Annotated in this window: 14 protein-coding genes and 1 tRNA gene; 5 read left to right on the top strand and 10 right to left on the bottom strand. The window is 66.2% G+C overall.

The window, feature by feature from the left end:
• Window positions 1-102 precede the first annotated feature (102 nt).
• The 4 genes from nuoE to ndhC form a co-directional block, all read right to left on the bottom strand.
• Window positions 103-633, bottom strand: coding sequence for an NADH-quinone oxidoreductase subunit NuoE (nuoE, locus tag WQQ_RS16970; protein WP_007186468.1), 531 nt, complete (start codon window positions 631-633; stop codon window positions 103-105).
• A 1-nt stretch (window position 634) separates the two neighbouring features.
• Window positions 635-2,398: an NADH-quinone oxidoreductase subunit C/D gene (gene nuoC, locus WQQ_RS16965; protein ID WP_007186467.1), complete on the bottom strand. Its 1,764-nt coding sequence runs from the start codon at window positions 2,396-2,398 to the stop codon at window positions 635-637.
• A gap of 16 nt (window positions 2,399-2,414) precedes the next feature.
• Complete coding sequence (locus WQQ_RS16960; RefSeq protein WP_272942424.1) at window positions 2,415-3,032, bottom strand: NuoB/complex I 20 kDa subunit family protein; 618 nt, start codon at window positions 3,030-3,032, stop codon at window positions 2,415-2,417.
• A gap of 96 nt (window positions 3,033-3,128) precedes the next feature.
• Window positions 3,129-3,557 (bottom strand): NADH-quinone oxidoreductase subunit A, encoded by a 429-nt coding sequence (ndhC, locus tag WQQ_RS16955; protein ID WP_040454766.1) that lies wholly within the window; start codon window positions 3,555-3,557, stop codon window positions 3,129-3,131.
• A 380-nt stretch (window positions 3,558-3,937) separates the two neighbouring features.
• On the opposite strand from ndhC, the gene WQQ_RS16950 reads away from it, so the two are divergent.
• Both WQQ_RS16950 and WQQ_RS16945 read left to right on the top strand, forming a co-directional pair.
• Window positions 3,938-4,846 (top strand): cation diffusion facilitator family transporter, encoded by a 909-nt coding sequence (locus tag WQQ_RS16950; protein ID WP_050997736.1) that lies wholly within the window; start codon window positions 3,938-3,940, stop codon window positions 4,844-4,846.
• Between the two features lie 81 nt (window positions 4,847-4,927).
• Window positions 4,928-6,244 carry an alkaline phosphatase PhoX gene (locus tag WQQ_RS16945; protein ID WP_007186463.1) on the top strand — a complete coding sequence of 439 codons (1,317 nt, stop codon included), beginning with the start codon at window positions 4,928-4,930 and terminating at the stop codon, window positions 6,242-6,244.
• Window positions 6,245-6,268: 24 nt separating this feature from the next.
• Here WQQ_RS16945 and WQQ_RS16940 read toward each other — a convergent pair whose 3' ends face one another.
• The 3 genes from WQQ_RS16940 to WQQ_RS16930 form a co-directional block, all read right to left on the bottom strand.
• On the bottom strand, window positions 6,269-7,927 hold the full coding sequence (locus WQQ_RS16940) for an alkaline phosphatase D family protein (protein WP_007186462.1): 1,659 nt from the start codon (window positions 7,925-7,927) through the stop codon (window positions 6,269-6,271).
• Window positions 7,928-8,018: 91 nt separating this feature from the next.
• The gene (locus WQQ_RS16935; RefSeq protein WP_007186461.1) at window positions 8,019-8,450 is read right to left on the bottom strand and encodes a hypothetical protein; all 432 of its coding nucleotides are present in this window, start codon (window positions 8,448-8,450) and stop codon (window positions 8,019-8,021) included.
• A 327-nt stretch (window positions 8,451-8,777) separates the two neighbouring features.
• Window positions 8,778-8,854 (bottom strand) — tRNA-Val (locus WQQ_RS16930).
• A gap of 117 nt (window positions 8,855-8,971) precedes the next feature.
• Here WQQ_RS16930 and WQQ_RS16925 point away from each other — a divergent pair.
• On the top strand, window positions 8,972-10,225 hold the full coding sequence (locus tag WQQ_RS16925; protein WP_007186460.1) for a putative Na+/H+ antiporter: 1,254 nt from the start codon (window positions 8,972-8,974) through the stop codon (window positions 10,223-10,225).
• Between the two features lie 48 nt (window positions 10,226-10,273).
• Here the strand turns inward: WQQ_RS16925 and WQQ_RS16920 are convergent, their stop codons facing one another.
• A complete protein-coding gene (locus tag WQQ_RS16920; protein WP_007186459.1) occupies window positions 10,274-10,915 on the bottom strand; it encodes a LuxR C-terminal-related transcriptional regulator in 642 nt (213 codons plus the stop codon).
• Window positions 10,908-12,347 carry an ATP-binding protein gene (locus WQQ_RS16915; RefSeq protein ID WP_007186458.1) on the bottom strand — a complete coding sequence of 480 codons (1,440 nt, stop codon included), beginning with the start codon at window positions 12,345-12,347 and terminating at the stop codon, window positions 10,908-10,910. The genes WQQ_RS16920 and WQQ_RS16915 overlap by 8 nt, the downstream gene beginning before the upstream one ends.
• A 202-nt stretch (window positions 12,348-12,549) precedes the next feature.
• On the opposite strand from WQQ_RS16915, the gene WQQ_RS16910 reads away from it, so the two are divergent.
• Both WQQ_RS16910 and WQQ_RS16905 read left to right on the top strand, forming a co-directional pair.
• On the top strand, window positions 12,550-13,458 hold the full coding sequence (locus WQQ_RS16910) for a bestrophin family protein (protein ID WP_007186457.1): 909 nt from the start codon (window positions 12,550-12,552) through the stop codon (window positions 13,456-13,458).
• A gap of 22 nt (window positions 13,459-13,480) precedes the next feature.
• On the top strand, window positions 13,481-14,446 hold the full coding sequence (locus WQQ_RS16905) for a universal stress protein (protein ID WP_007186456.1): 966 nt from the start codon (window positions 13,481-13,483) through the stop codon (window positions 14,444-14,446).
• A gap of 9 nt (window positions 14,447-14,455) precedes the next feature.
• On the opposite strand, the gene WQQ_RS16900 is transcribed toward WQQ_RS16905, so the two are convergent.
• Window positions 14,456-15,355, bottom strand: coding sequence for a ketopantoate reductase family protein (locus tag WQQ_RS16900; RefSeq protein WP_007186455.1), 900 nt, complete (start codon window positions 15,353-15,355; stop codon window positions 14,456-14,458).
• Window positions 15,356-15,360 lie beyond the last annotated feature (5 nt).

The following is a 15,360-nucleotide window of genomic DNA, read 5'->3' as shown; positions in this document are numbered from 1 at the left end:
TCACCTTCCAAGAATTCGCGGTGACTGAGAGCGATGCATTACGGTGATGGCACGCACTCACCTTGCGGTCGATCCCGCTGCGCGGGGCCCTCGCCCGGTGGCTCATACGTACGCCTCCAGCAGCTTGGCGACATCGGCCGGTTCGACCGGGCCATGCAGGTCGTCATTGATCATCACCGTCGCGCCGCGATCGCAGGCGCCGAGGCAGCAGATCGGCAACAGCGTGAAACGGTTGTCGGCCGTGGTCTGGCCGTAGCGAATGCCGAGCTCTTTGACGAAGGCGTCGCGCAGTTCTTCGTAGCCGGTCAGATGGCAGGAAATGCTGTCGCAGACCTTGATCACGTTGCGTCCGACCGGACGGCGGAAGATCAGGCTGTAGAAGGTCGCCACGCCTTCGAGATCGGCCGCGCTGATGCCGATGGCTTGCGCGATCACCGGAATCGCCTCGTCGCAAACCCAGCCGCGATGCTTCTGCACGATCTTGAGCGCTTCGATGCTCGCGGCGCGCGAATCGGGATAGTGATGCAGCTCGTGCTCGATCTCGTGGCGCTCCTGCTCGCTGAGCACGAAGGGCTCGGCGGGCTTGACGAGGTCAGCGAGCTTGATGACCGTTTGATTCGAAGTCTCGGACATGTCAGCGATCCACGTCGGCCATCACGAAATCGATGGACGCGATGTAAGCGATGAGGTCGGGCATCATCTGGCCGCGGATCGCGCTCGGAATCTGCTGCAGATGCGCGAAGCTCGGGGTACGGATGCGCGTGCGATAGCTCATGGTGTTGGCATCGCTGGTCAGGTAATAGCTGTTCAAGCCCTTGGTCGCCTCGATCATCTGCGAGGTTTCGCCGGCCGGCATCACCGGCCCCCAGGACACGCCGAGGAAGTGCGGGATCAAGGTGTCGATGTCCTTGAGCGTGCGTTCCTTCGGCGGCGGCGTGGTCAGCGCATGGTCGGCCTTGTACGGGCCCGACGGCATGTTCTTCATGCACTGTTCGATGATGCGCAGCGACTGGCGGATCTCTTCCTCGCGCAGCAGCGCGCGATCGTAGACGTCGCCGAGATGGCCGACGGGCACTTCGAAGTCGAAGTTCTCGTAACCCGAATACGGACGCGCCTTGCGCAGGTCGAAGTTGCAGCCCGTGGCGCGCAGGCCCGGGCCCGACACGCCCCACTCGAGCGCATCGGCCGTGGTATAGGCGGCAACGTCGCGCGAACGCGAAATCAGGATCGCGTTTTCGAGGCAGGCCTTGCGGTACTCGTCGAGACGCTTGGGCATCCAGTCGAGGAATTCCTGGACCTTCTTTTCCCAGCCGATCGGCAGATCGTGCGCGAGGCCGCCGATGCGGAACCAGGCCGGGTGCATGCGAAAGCCGGTGATGCCTTCGATGACGTCGTAGGCCTTCTGGCGGTCGACGAACATGAAGAACACCGGCGACATCGCACCGACGTCCTGCGCGAAGGTGCCGTAGAACAGCAGGTGCGAGGTGATGCGGAAGAACTCGCAGAGCATCACGCGGATCGTCTTGACGCGATCGGGCACGGTGATGCCGGCGAGCTTCTCGATCGCCATCACGTACGGCAGGTTGTTCATCACCCCGCCGAGATAGTCGATGCGATCGGTATACGGAATGTAGCTGTGCCAGCTCTGGCGCTCGCCCATCTTCTCGGCGCCACGGTGGTGGTAGCCGATGTCGGGCACGCAATCGACGACCTCTTCGCCATCGAGCTGCACGACGATGCGGAAGGCACCGTGCGCGGCCGGGTGGTTCGGGCCGAAGTTGAGCAGCATGAAATCGTGATCGCCGGCGCTGCGCGCCATGCCCCAGTCCTCGGGCACGAAGCGCAGCGCTTCCTGCTCCTGGTCCTGGCGCAGCGCATCGAGCTGGAACGGATCGAATTCGGTCGCGCGCGCGTTGTATTCCTTGCGCAGCGGATGGCCTTCCCAGGTCGGCGGCAGCAGGATGCGCCGCAGGTGCGGATGCCCTTCGAAGACGATGCCGAACATGTCCCAGACTTCGCGCTCGTACCAGTTGGCGTTCGCGTAGATCGGGACGATGGTCTTGAGCTTGGGGAACTCGCCGGTCAGCGCGACCTTGATGCGGATGTCGGCGTTGCGGTCGATCGACAGCAGCTGGTAGACGACCGTGAAATCGGCCTTCGGCAGACCCGCGCGATGCTTGCGCAGACGCTCGTCGACCGCCGTGAGGTCGTACAGCATCCTGTAGGGCTTCGCGATTTCGTTCTTGAGAAAGCGCAGCACCTCGTGCAGCCGATCGGCCGGCACCCACAGCGTGGGCATGCGATCGACCGTCTTCTGCACGGTGAAGAGGTTTTCGCCGAAGCGCGTGATCAGCTCACGCACGATCTCCGGCAGGATCTCGGGAGTTCCGTCGGCCATGTCTCTCTCTTGGCTCTTAGAGCGAGTCGGGCGAACGCAGAATGGTCTGCGCCTGGCGCTCGGCGAGCTTGCGGTCGCGCTCGACCGGCATCTGCGCCTTGTAGACGCCCTGGTCGCCGACCACCCACGAAAGCGGGCGACGCTCCTTGCCGATCGAGTCCTGCAGCATCAGCAGACCCTGCAGGAAGGCTTCCGGACGAGGCGGGCAGCCCGGCACGTAGAGATCGACGGGCAGGAACTTGTCGACGCCCTGCACTACCGAATAGATGTCGTACATGCCGCCGGAGTTGGCGCAGGAGCCCATCGAGATGACCCAGCGCGGCTCGAGCAGCTGTTCGTAGAGCCGCTGCACGACCGGCGCCATCTTGATGAAGCAGGTGCCGGCGATGACCATGAGATCGGCCTGGCGCGGGGTGGCGCGAATGACCTCGGAGCCGAAGCGCGCCATGTCGTGCACGGAGGTGAAGGCCGTGGCCATCTCGACATAACAGCACGACAGCCCGAAATTGAACGGCCAGATCGAGTTCTTGCGTCCCCAGTTGACCATGTCCGAGAGCTTGGCCGTCATCACGTTGCGGCTGATCTGCTCTTCGGTGAAGGTGTCGCCGAGCTGCGGCTTGTCTTCCTTGACCATGTCGCGATTCAGCGGCGAGACGCCGGTCGGACGGTACGGGTCGAGACGGGTGAGTTTGTATTCCATGCTGGCCTCAGGCTGGCGACGGGCGCGTGATCAGCGCACGTCAGGCGCAACAGTCTTGTTGAGAAGACGATTCGGATTCAGCTGGCGACGATAGGCCGGCGCCCAGCTGAGCGCCCCGATGCGGGCCAGATACACCAGGCTCGCGACGAGGATGAAGATGAAGACGAGGGCTTCGACGAAGCCGACCCATCCGGCTTCGCGAACACTGACGGCCCAGGCGTACAGGAACAGCGCCTCGACGTCGAAGATCACGAAGAACACCGCCACCAGATAGAACTTGGCCGGAAAGCGCAGGCGCTCGGGAGACGCGGAGACGACGCCCGATTCGAAAGGCTCGTTGCGCGCCCGGGCGGCGCTTCGGCCACCGAGCAGGACGGAGAGTCCCAGCATCACGGCGCACAGGCCGAACACGGCGACGACGTAAACGACGGTTGACCAGAATTCTGGCGAAGTGATCATCGGCAAACGCCTCTCTGCTCCTGGCGGAAGCAGCGTCTTTGCTGCTTACGAGCTCGGCCCTTCGGGGTGTTGTGGAGCCCGATAAGCACCGGCTTGTAGCGTGACGACACCGGCGACGAATCGCACGGGTCTGCCAGCCAGGTACACGGACGGGCGCCGCGAATCCGCCGGAGTATATAGCTTCGGCAGACAAGTGGGCGCTCCGGTTTTTGGATGACCCCCCACATGTTTACTGATCGGCACGCCATCTGGGTTTATCGTCGGCCAACCGAATCAAGACCGCTTCGACAAGTCAATACCACTTTCCGCCAAGCGAAGCCCTCATGCGGAATCGGAATGACCCGCTTCTGTCGCTGGCATCGGCATGCAACACTGACTCGATGATCGACCCTCTCCCTGGAGCCGTGCCCTACGAGCGCGAAGTGCGCCGGATTCTGTGGCTCACGCTGGCACTCAACCTGCTGGTCTGCGCCATCAAGGCGGGAGTCGGCCTGGCCAGCGGATCGCTGGCGATCATCGCCGACGCGATGCACAGCCTCACCGACAGTCTCAACAACGTGATGGGCCTGCTGATCATGCGCTGGGCCACGCCCAAGCCCGATCATGAGCATCCGTATGGGCACCTGAAGTTCGAGGCCATCGGCGCGCTCGGCATCGCCGCCATGCTCGGCATCGCCTGCTTCGAGGTGCTCCAGTCCGCGGTCGGACGCCTGCTCGACCCTTCGGCCGCGGCGGTGGAAATCACCCCGCTCTCGCTGGCCCTGCTGGTGCTGGTGCTCGCGATCAACCTGTTCGTCGCCGTCTACGAACGGCGCGCCGCCCAACGGCTCAAGAGCAACCTGCTGCTCGCCGATGCCCAGCAGACCTTCGGCGACATCTGGGTCACGCTCGGCGTCATCGCCGGCGCGGCCGGCGTCTGGCTGACCGGGGCCTGGTGGATCGACGTGGCGCTGTCGGTTCCGGTCTCCCTCGCGGTGCTCTGGAGCGGCTGGACGGTGGTGCGCAGCAACGTGCCCTGGCTCGTCGACGAGACCGCGATCCAGCCCGCCGAAATCGAGGCGATCGCCACCTCGATCCCGGGCGTGATCGATTGCCACGCGATTCATTCCCGCGGCCTGGTCGGCCGCCAGGTCTTCGTCGAAATGCACCTGACGGTGTCGACGCCGGATCTCGACACCGCGCACCGGATCACCGAGCAGATCGAGCAAAAGCTCGCCGATCGCTATGGGCAGGTAACCGCGACCATCCACGTCGAGCCGGCACGCTACGCCGAGCATTCGATCGGCTAGGGCCGCTCCGTCGTCACATCGACGACATCGCGCCTGCCTAGCATCGGCACTCGATCAGCCTTTTCCTCCCGAGCCAGGTCCATGCCCAAGCCCTCCAACTTCCGGCGCAGTCAGCGCCGCGGCCTTACGCGTCGCGAGATTCTGCAATCGAGCTTCATGGGCCTGGGGCTCATGGGCATCGGCGGAGGCCTCGTGGGTTGCGGCAGCAGCGGCACGCGGGACGGAGAAGGCGGCGGCAGCGTCACGCCGATCAAGGGACGACTCGATTTTCCCGAGCTCGACAGTACGCCCGACGAAAATGGCCTGCTGATTCCGAAGGGCTTCAAGAGCCGCGTGATCGCGCAGGCCAACCAGGCGGTCGGCAGCACCGGGTTTCGCTGGCACACCGACCCGGACGGCTCGGCGGTGTTCGCGGCGCCGGACGGCGGCTGGGTCTACGCGAGCAATCGCGAGTTCCTCGTCGGCGGCGTCAATGCGATCCGCTTCGATGCCCAGGGCGAAATCGTCTCGGCCTACAACATCCTGCCGGGTCGGCTCACTCGCCTGAACTGCGGCGGCGGCGTCACGCCCTGGGGCACCTGGCTGTCGGGCGAGGAATACGATCTCGGCGTGGTCTGGGAGTGCGATCCCTTCGATACCACCGGACGCAACGTCACGCGCTGGAGCGGGCTCGGCACTTTCTATCACGAGGCCGTGGCCGTCGACGACACCACCAACGTCTTCTACGAAACCGAAGATCGCCCCGACGGCCGCTTCTACCGCTTCGTCCCGGACGCCGCCAACGTCGGCGGCCGGCCGAGCGAAACCGGCAAGCTGCAGGCCCTGCGCGTGATCACCGGCGACGACCTCAACCTCGAAACCGCCCGCGGCCCCTGGCCAGTCGACTGGCACGACATTCCAAGACCGAATCCGGGCGCGATCGGCACCGTGCTGCAGCAGCAGACGCGCTACCAGGTGGAGCAGACCACCGCGTTCAACGGCGGCGAAGGCATCTGGTACCAGGCCGGCATGGTTTATTTCACGACCAAGGGCGACCGCCGCGTCTGGGCGCTCGATATCGCTGCGCAGACCCTCGAAGTGCTCTACGACGACGCCTTCCATCAGCCCGACCCGATCCTCGATTCGGTCGACAACGTCGTCATGACGCCGGGCGGGGACATCATCGTGGTCGAGGACAAGGGCGAGCCGAACCAGCAGGCGGTCGCGATCAAGGCCGACGGCAGCATCGCGGCAATGATCCAGCTGGTCGGCCACATGGGCTCGGAAGTCACCGGCCCGGCGTTCTCGCCGGACGGGCGCTTCTTCTATTTCAGCTCCCAGCGCGGCCCGGGAGACGGCAAAGGCGCGGGCTCCGCCGGCATCACCTATGCGGTCGAAGGTCCCTGGTTCACGCCCTGATCGCGGTTCGGCGCCGACGCCCGCTCAGGGCGCCGGCGCAGGGGCCCGGGCGATCGCCTCGGTCGGCGCGCTCGCAGCGACGAGCCGCGAGCGGCCGCTCGCGACCGAAAACGCCCGATCCAGCCACTGCTCGTCGCTGCGCACCGACACCCTCGGCACCATCCAGAACTCGGCCTGCAGGCGCGCGGGCGTCAGGTCGAGCAGCAGATAGCCGTTGTGGATGTTCTCGTAGTACTTCAGGTGCGGATTGCTGAGCCGCAGCAATTGCTCGGCATGGGTCGCCAGGCCATCGAGTACCGACGAGAGCCCGCCGCCGCTGTCCGGATCGCCGCGCGAGGTGATCGAGGTGGCGACGAACTCCACCGCCAGGGCGCCCTCGCCGGTCAGCGCGCCGTAACCCGGGCCGTTCGGGTCGGCGGTGACTTCGAACGCATAGGCCTCGTGCGCATCGCCGGTCAGGAACACCAGGTTGCGCTGGCCGGCCAGCTGCGCGAGCAGGCGATCGCGTGCCGGCTCGTAGCCGTCCCACTTGTCGTTCGACAGGTACAGCCCGCCGCCACCGGCCGCACGCGGAGCGCCGAGCAGCTTGATCGGCGAGAAATACACCTGATTGCCGATCAGCTGCCAGGTCGCGCTGCGCTTCGGCTGGGTCTCGGCGAACCACGCCTCCTGTGCCTCGCCGAGCAGCTGGCGCGCCGGCTCGACGAAATCGCCGCTCTGCGTGAACACCGGCACCGCCTCTTCGAACAGCGTATTCGGCGGCAGCTGCCGGTCGCGGCCGATGTGGCGAGTATCGAGCATCGTCAGATCGGCCAGATCCCCGAACCCGAAAGCGCGGTAGACGCGCATCGGATCGGACGGGTCCGGTGTACGGATCGGCAGCCATTCGAAGGCCGCCCGTGCCGCGTCGAGCCGGCGCGCCGCGTAGTCGCCGAGCGCCGGATCGTGGCTCTCGGCGCCGTCTTTCCAGGCGTTGTTGCAGATTTCGTGATCGTCCCAGACCCAGATCATCGGATGCTGGCGGTGCAGCTCCTGCAGGTCCTCGTCGGCCCGGTATTGCGCGTAGCGCTGGCGATAGTCGGCGAGCGTGACGATCTCGCGCGGCGGCTCGTGGGGCCTCACGCGATCGGTCGAGCCATTCTCGTAAATGTAGTCGCCGAGATGCACGACGGCCTGCAGGTCATGGCGCTCGGCCACGCGGCGATAGGCGTGGAAGTAGCCGGCGACATAGTTCGAGCAGGTGACGAAGGCCAGGCGCAGGCGGTCGATCGTCGACCCCGCGGCTGGAGCCGTGCGCGTACGCCCGACCGGCGACGTTTGGCTCGCCGAGACGAAGCGGTAGTAGTACGCAGTGTCCGGGCGCAGGCCATTCAGGTCGAGCTTGAGCGTGTAGTCGGCCGCGGCCTCGGCCAGCGCCGTGCCTTGCGCGGCGAGGCTCGCGAACGACGGATCGAGCGAGACTTCGTAGCGAACCCGGGCTCGCGTCACCGTGCCCGAAGCCGGTTGTGCGCGCGTCCACAGGATCAGCGCGTCGGCTAGCGGGTCGCCGCTCGCGACGCCGTGCGTGAATTGCGCCTCGTCGAGGGCAGCGGCGGAATCTTCATCACTATCGGCGCCGCAGGCAGCCAGCAACGGCACGGAAACGGCGGCGAGCAGCAGCTCGCGTCGGGAGAAAGGCGGCATGGACGGCGCGAAGAAAAGGTCTTCGCCCAGTCTCGGAAGCCCAGATCACCGCCTCGTGACAGCCCAGGCCATCGGCCAGGGTAAAAACAGCTCAGCCTTCGGTCGGTTTCTGGTGCGGGCGGCGGCGTTCGACGCCATCCCAGGGCTGCTTGTTCGACAGACGGGCGCGCTGCAGGCGCAGCGCCCGGTCGGCCGCCTTTTCGCGCAGGCGCTGCCCCATGCTGGCGTCCGGGTCGGCCGGAACATCAGTGGACAACAGCACCACCGCCGGACCACCCGCCCCATCGGCGAGCGAAACCAGCTGCCACTCGAGCGAATCGTCGAGCGCGGTTTCGAGGTCGCCGCGGCGGAAATTGGTGAGCGGCCATTCGCGTACCAGGTCGCTGTAGAGCAGTTGGCCACCCACGTAAACGCCGAAGCGCTCGTAGATATCGAGCAAGGCGTGCACGAAAGCACGTCGCGGATGATCCGCGTGCTTCTGCTGGCCCTTGCCGAGCAGACGCCAGGAAATGGAATCGAGCATGCCGAACCCCTCAATAACGAACGCCGGACCGAGCCCGTCCGGCTCGCCGCAGCGCCTGGAACCTCCGCACCGCAGATCGGCCATGAACCGACCCAGGCGCCACGGCCCCGCATTCTGGCCCTGCCCCTTGCCGGATGTATGTCGGAAAACCTTACCTGCCCATCCTCCGACGCCGGCCATTTTGCCGGAGCCCGCCACCGGACGCGCAAGCGCCGCGCCAAGCGCTGCCGAGCACGCGCAAGACCGTGCGGCACTATGAGCGTTGCCAGGAGAAAGTTGGATGGCTTGTTTCGATCTACCAACCCAAGAGTCGTCGACTCATCGAATTGGTAGGCGCGAGAGGACTCGAACCTCCGACCCCTACCATGTCAAGGTAGTGCTCTAACCAGCTGAGCTACGCGCCTGCTGAACTGCTGAAGAACCTGCTGCGAAACTGCAGGGGCGCGAAAGATACAAGGCCGCGCCGGCATACGCAAGCACTGTGGAATAATGCCCCCTCCTTCACGCCACGACCGAGACTGATGAACCCCAGCCTCCCCGAGATCATCGGCACCGCGTTGTTTGCCGTCGCCATCCTGCACACGTTCCTGGCCTCCAGATTCGAGAAGCTCGCGGAGCGCAATCCGGCCAATGCGGGCATCTGGCATCTGCTTGGCGAGGTGGAGGCGGTATTCGGTTTCTGGGCGCTCGTCTTCACGCTGTTCCTGGTTCTCTACGCGGGCTCCGAATCGGCCACGCACTATCTCGAAGGCCTCAACTACACCGAGGCGATGTTCGTCTTCGTGATCATGGTGATCGCGGCGAGCCGGCCGATTCTGGTGGCCGCCGGTGCGCTCGTGCGCATGCTGTCGTTCGTGCTGCCGATGCCGACGAACGTGGCGACCTATTTCGTGCTGCTGTCCGTGGTGCCCCTGCTCGGCTCGTTCATCACCGAGCCCGCGGCGATGACGCTGGCGGCGCTGATGCTGCGTGACCAGGTCTATTCGCAGCCGGTTTCGGCTCGTTTGAAGTACGCCACGCTCGGCGTGCTGTTCGTCAACGTCTCGATCGGCGGAACGCTCACGCCTTACGCGGCGCCGCCAGTCCTCATGGTGGCGGGCGTGTGGGGCTGGGACATCACGCACATGATGAGCACCTTCGGCTGGAAGGCGGCGATCGCCGTCGTCGTCAACGCCGCCGCCGCCACGCTGCTGTTTCGCGGCGAACTGCGGGGCCTGCCGTTGGCCGGCAGGATCGGAGCGCGGGTACCGGTCCTGCTGATCCTCGTGCATCTGGCATTCCTGGCGGGTGTCGTCGTGTTCGCCCATCACCCGACGGTGTTCATCGCCATGTTCCTGTTCTTTCTCGGCGTGGCGGATGCCTACGAGCGCCACAACGATCGGCTCATGCTGCGCGAAGGCCTGCTCGTCGCGTTCTTCCTCGCCGGCCTGGTCACGCTCGGAGCCCAGCAGCGCTGGTGGCTTCAGGATCTGTTGACGGGCCTGGACCCGACGGTGCTGTTCTTCGGCGCAACCGCGCTGACCGCCATCACCGACAACGCGGCGCTGACCTATCTGGGCTCGCTCGTGCAGGGCATCGACGATGCTTTCAAGTACGCGCTGGTCGCCGGCGCAGTGACCGGCGGCGGCCTCACGGTGATCGCCAACGCGCCGAACCCGGCGGGCTTCTCGATCCTCAAGGATCACTTCGACGATGGGGCGATCAGCGCGGGCGGGCTGTTCGTCGCCGCGCTCGGGCCGACACTCGTGACGGTCGCCGCGTTCCTGTTGCTTTAAGCGGCTCTAGACAAGGTTAATCCAAGAGCAAATCGCTACAGCAGATCGCTACAGCAGATCGCGATAGCTCTGGATCACCACGAGCACGAGCTGGCTGCGCGAACGCACGTCGAGCTTGTTGAAGAGCTGCTGGAAGATCGCCTTCACCGCGCTCTCCGAGCTTCCGAGCTGGCGCGCGATGAGCTTGTTCGAAAGCCCCTGCAGCAGCCCGCGCAGCACCGCGCGCTCGCGCTCGGTGAAGCTCACGCGATCCGGTTGCGAACTGGTGGCCACGATCGCCTGCAGATAGCGCTGCTCGATCAGCACGCGTCCGAGCGCGACCGCGTGAATGCTGTTCTTGAGCTCGTCGGGCGAGACTTCCTTGCGGCAGATGCCCGAGACGCCGAGGCGGATCAACTCGAGCGCATCGCGCTCGGGCAGGCCGGCCGTGACCACGAGCACCGCGCTCTTGCGCGCAGAAGGTCGCTCGCGCATGAAATCGAGCGCGGTGTGCTCGCCGAGGTCGTGATCGAGGATCACCACGTCCGGCCTGAGGGTCTCGATCTCGCCGAGCGCCTGCGCGAGCGTGCCGGACTGGCCGACGACCACGAAGCGCGTGTCCGCGGTGAGCAGGCGCAGCAGGCCTTCGCGGAACAGCGTGTGATCGTCGAGCAGGTAGAGCCGGATCGGATCGAAGATCGAATCAGCCATTCGCGGCCTCGGCTTCGATCGCCTGCTCGTGTGCGAGCGGCAGGTGCAGCTCGAAGCAGCCGCCCGGACCACCCGCGACATAGCGCAGCTGGCCATCCTGGTTGTGCATGAGCGCGCGCGAGATGTAGAGGCCCAGGCCCGAGCCGTCGGCGCCGGTGCGGAACGGCTGGAACAGATGCTCGGGCTCGGCGACGCCGGGGCCGGAATCGCGCACGCTCAGGACGGCGCGACCGCTCTCGAGCCGCGCGCTCAGCGTGAGCTGGCGCCGCGGCTGCGCGGAGACCGCGCGCAAAGCGTTCTGCGCAAGGTTCAGCAGCACCTGCAGCAGGGCGTGGCGATCGCAGCGCACGGGCGGAAAATCCTGCGGGATCTGCGCGATCACTTCACCGTCGAGGTCGGCCCAGTCGGGGCCGACGATGACGTCGAGCTCGGTGCAGAGCGTCTGCAGCGAAGTGGCGCTGATGCTCGGCTTGGCCTGCTTGCGCAGGTCGAACGACGCGATTTCGAGCAGCGCGGCGACCAGGCTGCGCAGAGCCGCGAGATCCGGGTCGCTCTGCATCGCCGGGTGACGCGCGAGGTTCGAGCTCACCACGCTCGCGGCCGAGCACAGGTTGCGGATCTCGTGTGATACCGCGCCCGCGAGCAGGCGGTTGTACTTGAGCAGATCCTGGAAATGCGCGTGCTCGCGCTCGCGAACTTCTTCCGAGGTGTCGACGACGATCGCCGCGAGCTTGCGTCCGCTGCGATCGGCGTAGACCGAGAACCAGGTGGTCGCCGGAAACGGGCTGCCGTCGAGCCGGCGCCCCCAGGTCGAGGTGGAGGTGCGCATGTCGCCGAGGTTGGCGCTCGCCGACAGCGCGTCGTCGAGCACCGGCAGGCATTCGCGCACCGGCAGGCCGATCAGCGTCGCGTTCTCGGGCAAGTCGAGCATCTCCTGGGTCGCGCGGTTGGCCGCCAGGATGCGGCCATCGTTGCCGACGGTCAGGATCGCGGCCGGGCTGCTCTCCGCGAGCAGGCGCAGCTGGCGCTCGGCGCGCCGGCGCAGCCATTGCTCCGCGCGCAGGCGCGCGTAGTGGCCGAGCACCACGCGCCGCGTGCGACTGATCTCGGCCATCAGCAAGCCACAGCCGGCATAGGCGACCGTCGCCATCGAAAAGCGCAGCGCCTGCTCCAGCAGGCTCTCGTGGGTCACGAACAGCCCGCGCAGGCCCGCGCAGGCGATGGCGGCGAGCAGGATCTGCGAGCGCGACAGCACGGTGGCCGCGAACACCACGGGCAGGATGTAGAGCAGCCCGAGCGACACGCTGAGCTTGGACAGCCATTCGGCGAGCACCAGCGCGGCCAGCATCGTCGCCGAAGTCCACAGCGTCGTGCGCTTGCTGAGCTTGACCACCTGCCCGCTGACCCTGAAGGGCAGTCTCAATCGTTCCATGCGCGTCGCCGCTGTTCGTCGTTATTCGGGTAGTGACATGCGGTTCTGGCGCGGAGTTTCCAAGCTATCGAAAGATAGATTTCCGCAGCCGTTCGGCCATCCGCGAGCCGACGACCGATGGCGGATCGATAGGCAGACAAGCCACCGCCGCACCGATGTAATGGAGCCAGGTTAATGCCTCACCGACTTGGAGTTCCGATCGATGATCCTGCGTGACAGCTTCCCGCTGAAACGTCTGTGGCCCCGCACCTACAAGCGCCTGCTCGTGCTGCTCGCCTTCGATTGCGCGGTTGCCGGGCTCTACGTGTTCCGGGACTGGAAATGGCTGTCGCTCGACGCGCTGCCGATCGGCACGCTCGGCTCGGCGCTCGCGATCTTCCTGGCGTTTCGCGCGAACGCGGCCTACGGGCGCTGGTGGGAGGCTCGCCAGCTCTGGGGCTCGCTCGTGAACACCTCGCGCGCCCTCGCCCGCCAGGCGCTCACGGCGCTCGACGTCGATCCGCACGATGGCGAGCAGAAGAAACTGCGCGACGACATCGTGATCCACCAGGTGGCCTTCGTGCATGCGCTGCGCTGCCACCTGCGCAAGCAGAATCCGCTGCCCGAGCTCTACGGCCTGCTCGGTCCCGAGCGCGCCGATGCGCTGCGTCTCTACAAGAACATTCCGAACGTGCTGACCTTGCGCATCGGCGAGCTGCTGCAGGAAGCGCGCGTGCGCGGAATGATCGACAGCCTGCGCTGGACCGCGCTCGACGGCAGCCTGACCACGCTCGCGAACATCCAGGGCGCCTGCGAGCGCATCAAGAACACGCCGCTGCCGCGCCAGTTCAGCTTCCTGCCGAGCGTGCTCGTCGACGCGTTCTGCTGGCTGGTGCCGCTTGGCCTGGTCGCCGGCATGGGCCTGGTCACGCCGGTGGCTTCGACGCTGATCAGCTTCATTCTGATCGCGCTCGACGCTTCGAGCGGCGCGATCGAGGACCCGTTCGAGAACACCGTCAACGACACCCCCATGACCGCCCTCTCGCGCGGCATCGAACTGACGCTGCGCGAAATGATCAACCAGCGCCAGGCGCTGCCCGAAGTGACCGCCATCGACGGTTTCGTCTACTGACCTACCCGCTAAGGAGAACGACATGACCACGCTCAACTCGGCCCTGCATCAGCATCCCTTCCCGCGCCAGCTCGTCTTCGCGACCAATTTCTCCGAGGCCTGCCACGCCGCGATTCCGCTCGTCGCGCAGTGGGTCGACTCGCTGCAGGCCAAGCTCACGCTGCTGCACGTGCACGCGGCCGGAACGCATTTGCAGGCCAAGCGCTCGCTCGATTCGTTCTTCGCCGAAGCCGCGCATTATCCGAACAGCGAGCGCGTGTTGCGCAGCGGCAAGCCGGCCGAAGCCATCGCCGAATACTGCCGCAGCCAGCCCAATTCGCTGCTGGTGATGCCGCCGAGCACGCGCTCGAGCCTGCCGCGTCCGCTGCATTCCTCGCTGCGCGCGAAAGTGCTGCACGATGTGATCACGCCGATGCTCACCTTGCCGCACACCGATCGGATTCCGGAGCCGCCGAGCACCGGCGGCCACGTCGCCTGCTGGATTTCGGGCCAGGAAACCCGGCTCGATCACGTGCGCGAAGCCGCCGCGCTCGCACAGCGCCGCGGTGCCGAACTGCACCTGATGCATGCCCTGCCCGAAGTCAGCGAGGGCATGCTGATCGAGGCGCTGTATTCGGATCGTCCGCTGTCCGAATCGGTGGCGGGCCAGCGCCTCGCCGACATCGCATCGCAGCTCGGGAACGAGCTGCCGATACGTCTGCATATCGGTACCGGCGAACCCGAAAGCGTGCTCAGGAAACTGCTCAAACGCACGCAGGCGAGCATCCTGGTGGTCGATCGCGGCGCGGTGATGCGCAAGCGCCTGATGCAGGCTTCGTTCAACAGCAAGCTTGCCGATTCGCCCTGCCTGCTGATCTGCGTCCCCCCGCGCGAAGCCGAAGGCCGCGATCCGATGCTGCCGGCGCCGCAGTCATCGGTATTCGGCGCGCGACCGCTGCCGGCTCGCAGGCTGGCGGGCATCGCGCAACAGCCTGCGCGCACGCATTGAGCGTCGCTCTCAGCGCCCGTCGCGCTCCTCCTCGAGCAGCTTCACGAGCCGATGCAGCGTGGCGTTGACGGGCGTGGGGATGCCGTGGATTTTGCCGAGGCGCACGACGTGGCCGTTCAAGTGATCGATCTCGCTGCGCTTGCCGCGCGTGAGATCCTGGGCAGTCGACGAGTGCTGGCCGGGCATGCTCATGCCGATGTCGAGCACGGCCTTCCACAGCGGCTCGCCGAGCGGGATGCCCGAGGCGCCCGCGACCGCGAGACATTCGTCGAAGACCTGGCGCATCAGGGGTATCACACCTTCGCTTTCGAGCAGGCGGCCGTAAGGCTGCCGCGAAATCGCGGACAAGGCATTCCAGGCGCAGTTGACGACGAGCTTGTTCCAGAGTGCTTCGACGACGCGCCCGGAAACCTGCGTCGGGATCGCGGCCTGCGTGAGCAGCGTCGCGATCCCGGCGCTGTGCCGGGACGCGCCGATCAGCAATTCACCACGCCCGTGATGCACGACATGCGCGTCGCCGGCCATCGCGGTCGCAACATAGACGACCGCGGCAACGGCTTCGCGCCCGAGCACGGCGGACAGGCGCTGCGCGTTGTCGACGCCGTTCTGCAGACTCAGCACGAACGCGTCGTTTGAAAGATGCGGGGCGATCGCCTCGCCCGCGCTTTGCGTGTCGCCCGATTTCACGCAGAACAGCACGAGCTGCGCTGTGCCGACCGCTGCGGCGTCGGTGTCGGCCTGCAAGGACACGGCGCCGGTGTAAGCGGCCGATTCCAGCCACAGGCCGTCGCGACGCACTTTGTCGACCAGCGCAGGCCGTCCGATCAGCACGACCTCGTGCCCGGCGCGCGCCAGCAGGGCGCCGAAGTAGCAGCCAACCGCGCCCGCGCCCATCACGGCGATCTTCATACGCA

Origin of the sequence: Hydrocarboniphaga effusa AP103 (assembly GCF_000271305.1) — a bacterium.
In the GTDB taxonomy this organism is placed as follows: domain Bacteria; phylum Pseudomonadota; class Gammaproteobacteria; order Nevskiales; family Nevskiaceae; genus Hydrocarboniphaga; species Hydrocarboniphaga effusa.
This window is presented reverse-complemented; position numbering and strand designations above follow the sequence as displayed.

Excerpts from the sequence above, each read along its gene's own strand:
- WQQ_RS16925 (WP_007186460.1), top strand. The coding sequence starts at position 8,972 with ATGAACCCCAGCCTCCCCGAGATCATCGGCACCGCGTTGTTTGCCGTC.
- WQQ_RS16950 (WP_050997736.1), top strand. The coding sequence starts at position 3,938 with ATGATCGACCCTCTCCCTGGAGCCGTGCCCTACGAGCGCGAAGTGCGC.
- nuoE (WP_007186468.1), bottom strand. The coding sequence starts at position 633 with ATGTCCGAGACTTCGAATCAAACGGTCATCAAGCTCGCTGACCTCGTC.
- WQQ_RS16940 (WP_007186462.1), bottom strand. The coding sequence starts at position 7,927 with ATGCCGCCTTTCTCCCGACGCGAGCTGCTGCTCGCCGCCGTTTCCGTG.
- WQQ_RS16920 (WP_007186459.1), bottom strand. The coding sequence starts at position 10,915 with ATGGCTGATTCGATCTTCGATCCGATCCGGCTCTACCTGCTCGACGAT.
- WQQ_RS16935 (WP_007186461.1), bottom strand. The coding sequence starts at position 8,450 with ATGCTCGATTCCATTTCCTGGCGTCTGCTCGGCAAGGGCCAGCAGAAG.
- WQQ_RS16960 (WP_272942424.1), bottom strand. The coding sequence starts at position 3,032 with ATGGTCAAGGAAGACAAGCCGCAGCTCGGCGACACCTTCACCGAAGAG.
- WQQ_RS16945 (WP_007186463.1), top strand. The coding sequence starts at position 4,928 with ATGCCCAAGCCCTCCAACTTCCGGCGCAGTCAGCGCCGCGGCCTTACG.
- WQQ_RS16910 (WP_007186457.1), top strand. The coding sequence starts at position 12,550 with ATGATCCTGCGTGACAGCTTCCCGCTGAAACGTCTGTGGCCCCGCACC.
- WQQ_RS16900 (WP_007186455.1), bottom strand. The coding sequence starts at position 15,355 with ATGAAGATCGCCGTGATGGGCGCGGGCGCGGTTGGCTGCTACTTCGGC.
- ndhC (WP_040454766.1), bottom strand. The coding sequence starts at position 3,557 with ATGATCACTTCGCCAGAATTCTGGTCAACCGTCGTTTACGTCGTCGCC.
- WQQ_RS16905 (WP_007186456.1), top strand. The coding sequence starts at position 13,481 with ATGACCACGCTCAACTCGGCCCTGCATCAGCATCCCTTCCCGCGCCAG.
- WQQ_RS16915 (WP_007186458.1), bottom strand. The coding sequence starts at position 12,347 with ATGGAACGATTGAGACTGCCCTTCAGGGTCAGCGGGCAGGTGGTCAAG.
- nuoC (WP_007186467.1), bottom strand. The coding sequence starts at position 2,398 with ATGGCCGACGGAACTCCCGAGATCCTGCCGGAGATCGTGCGTGAGCTG.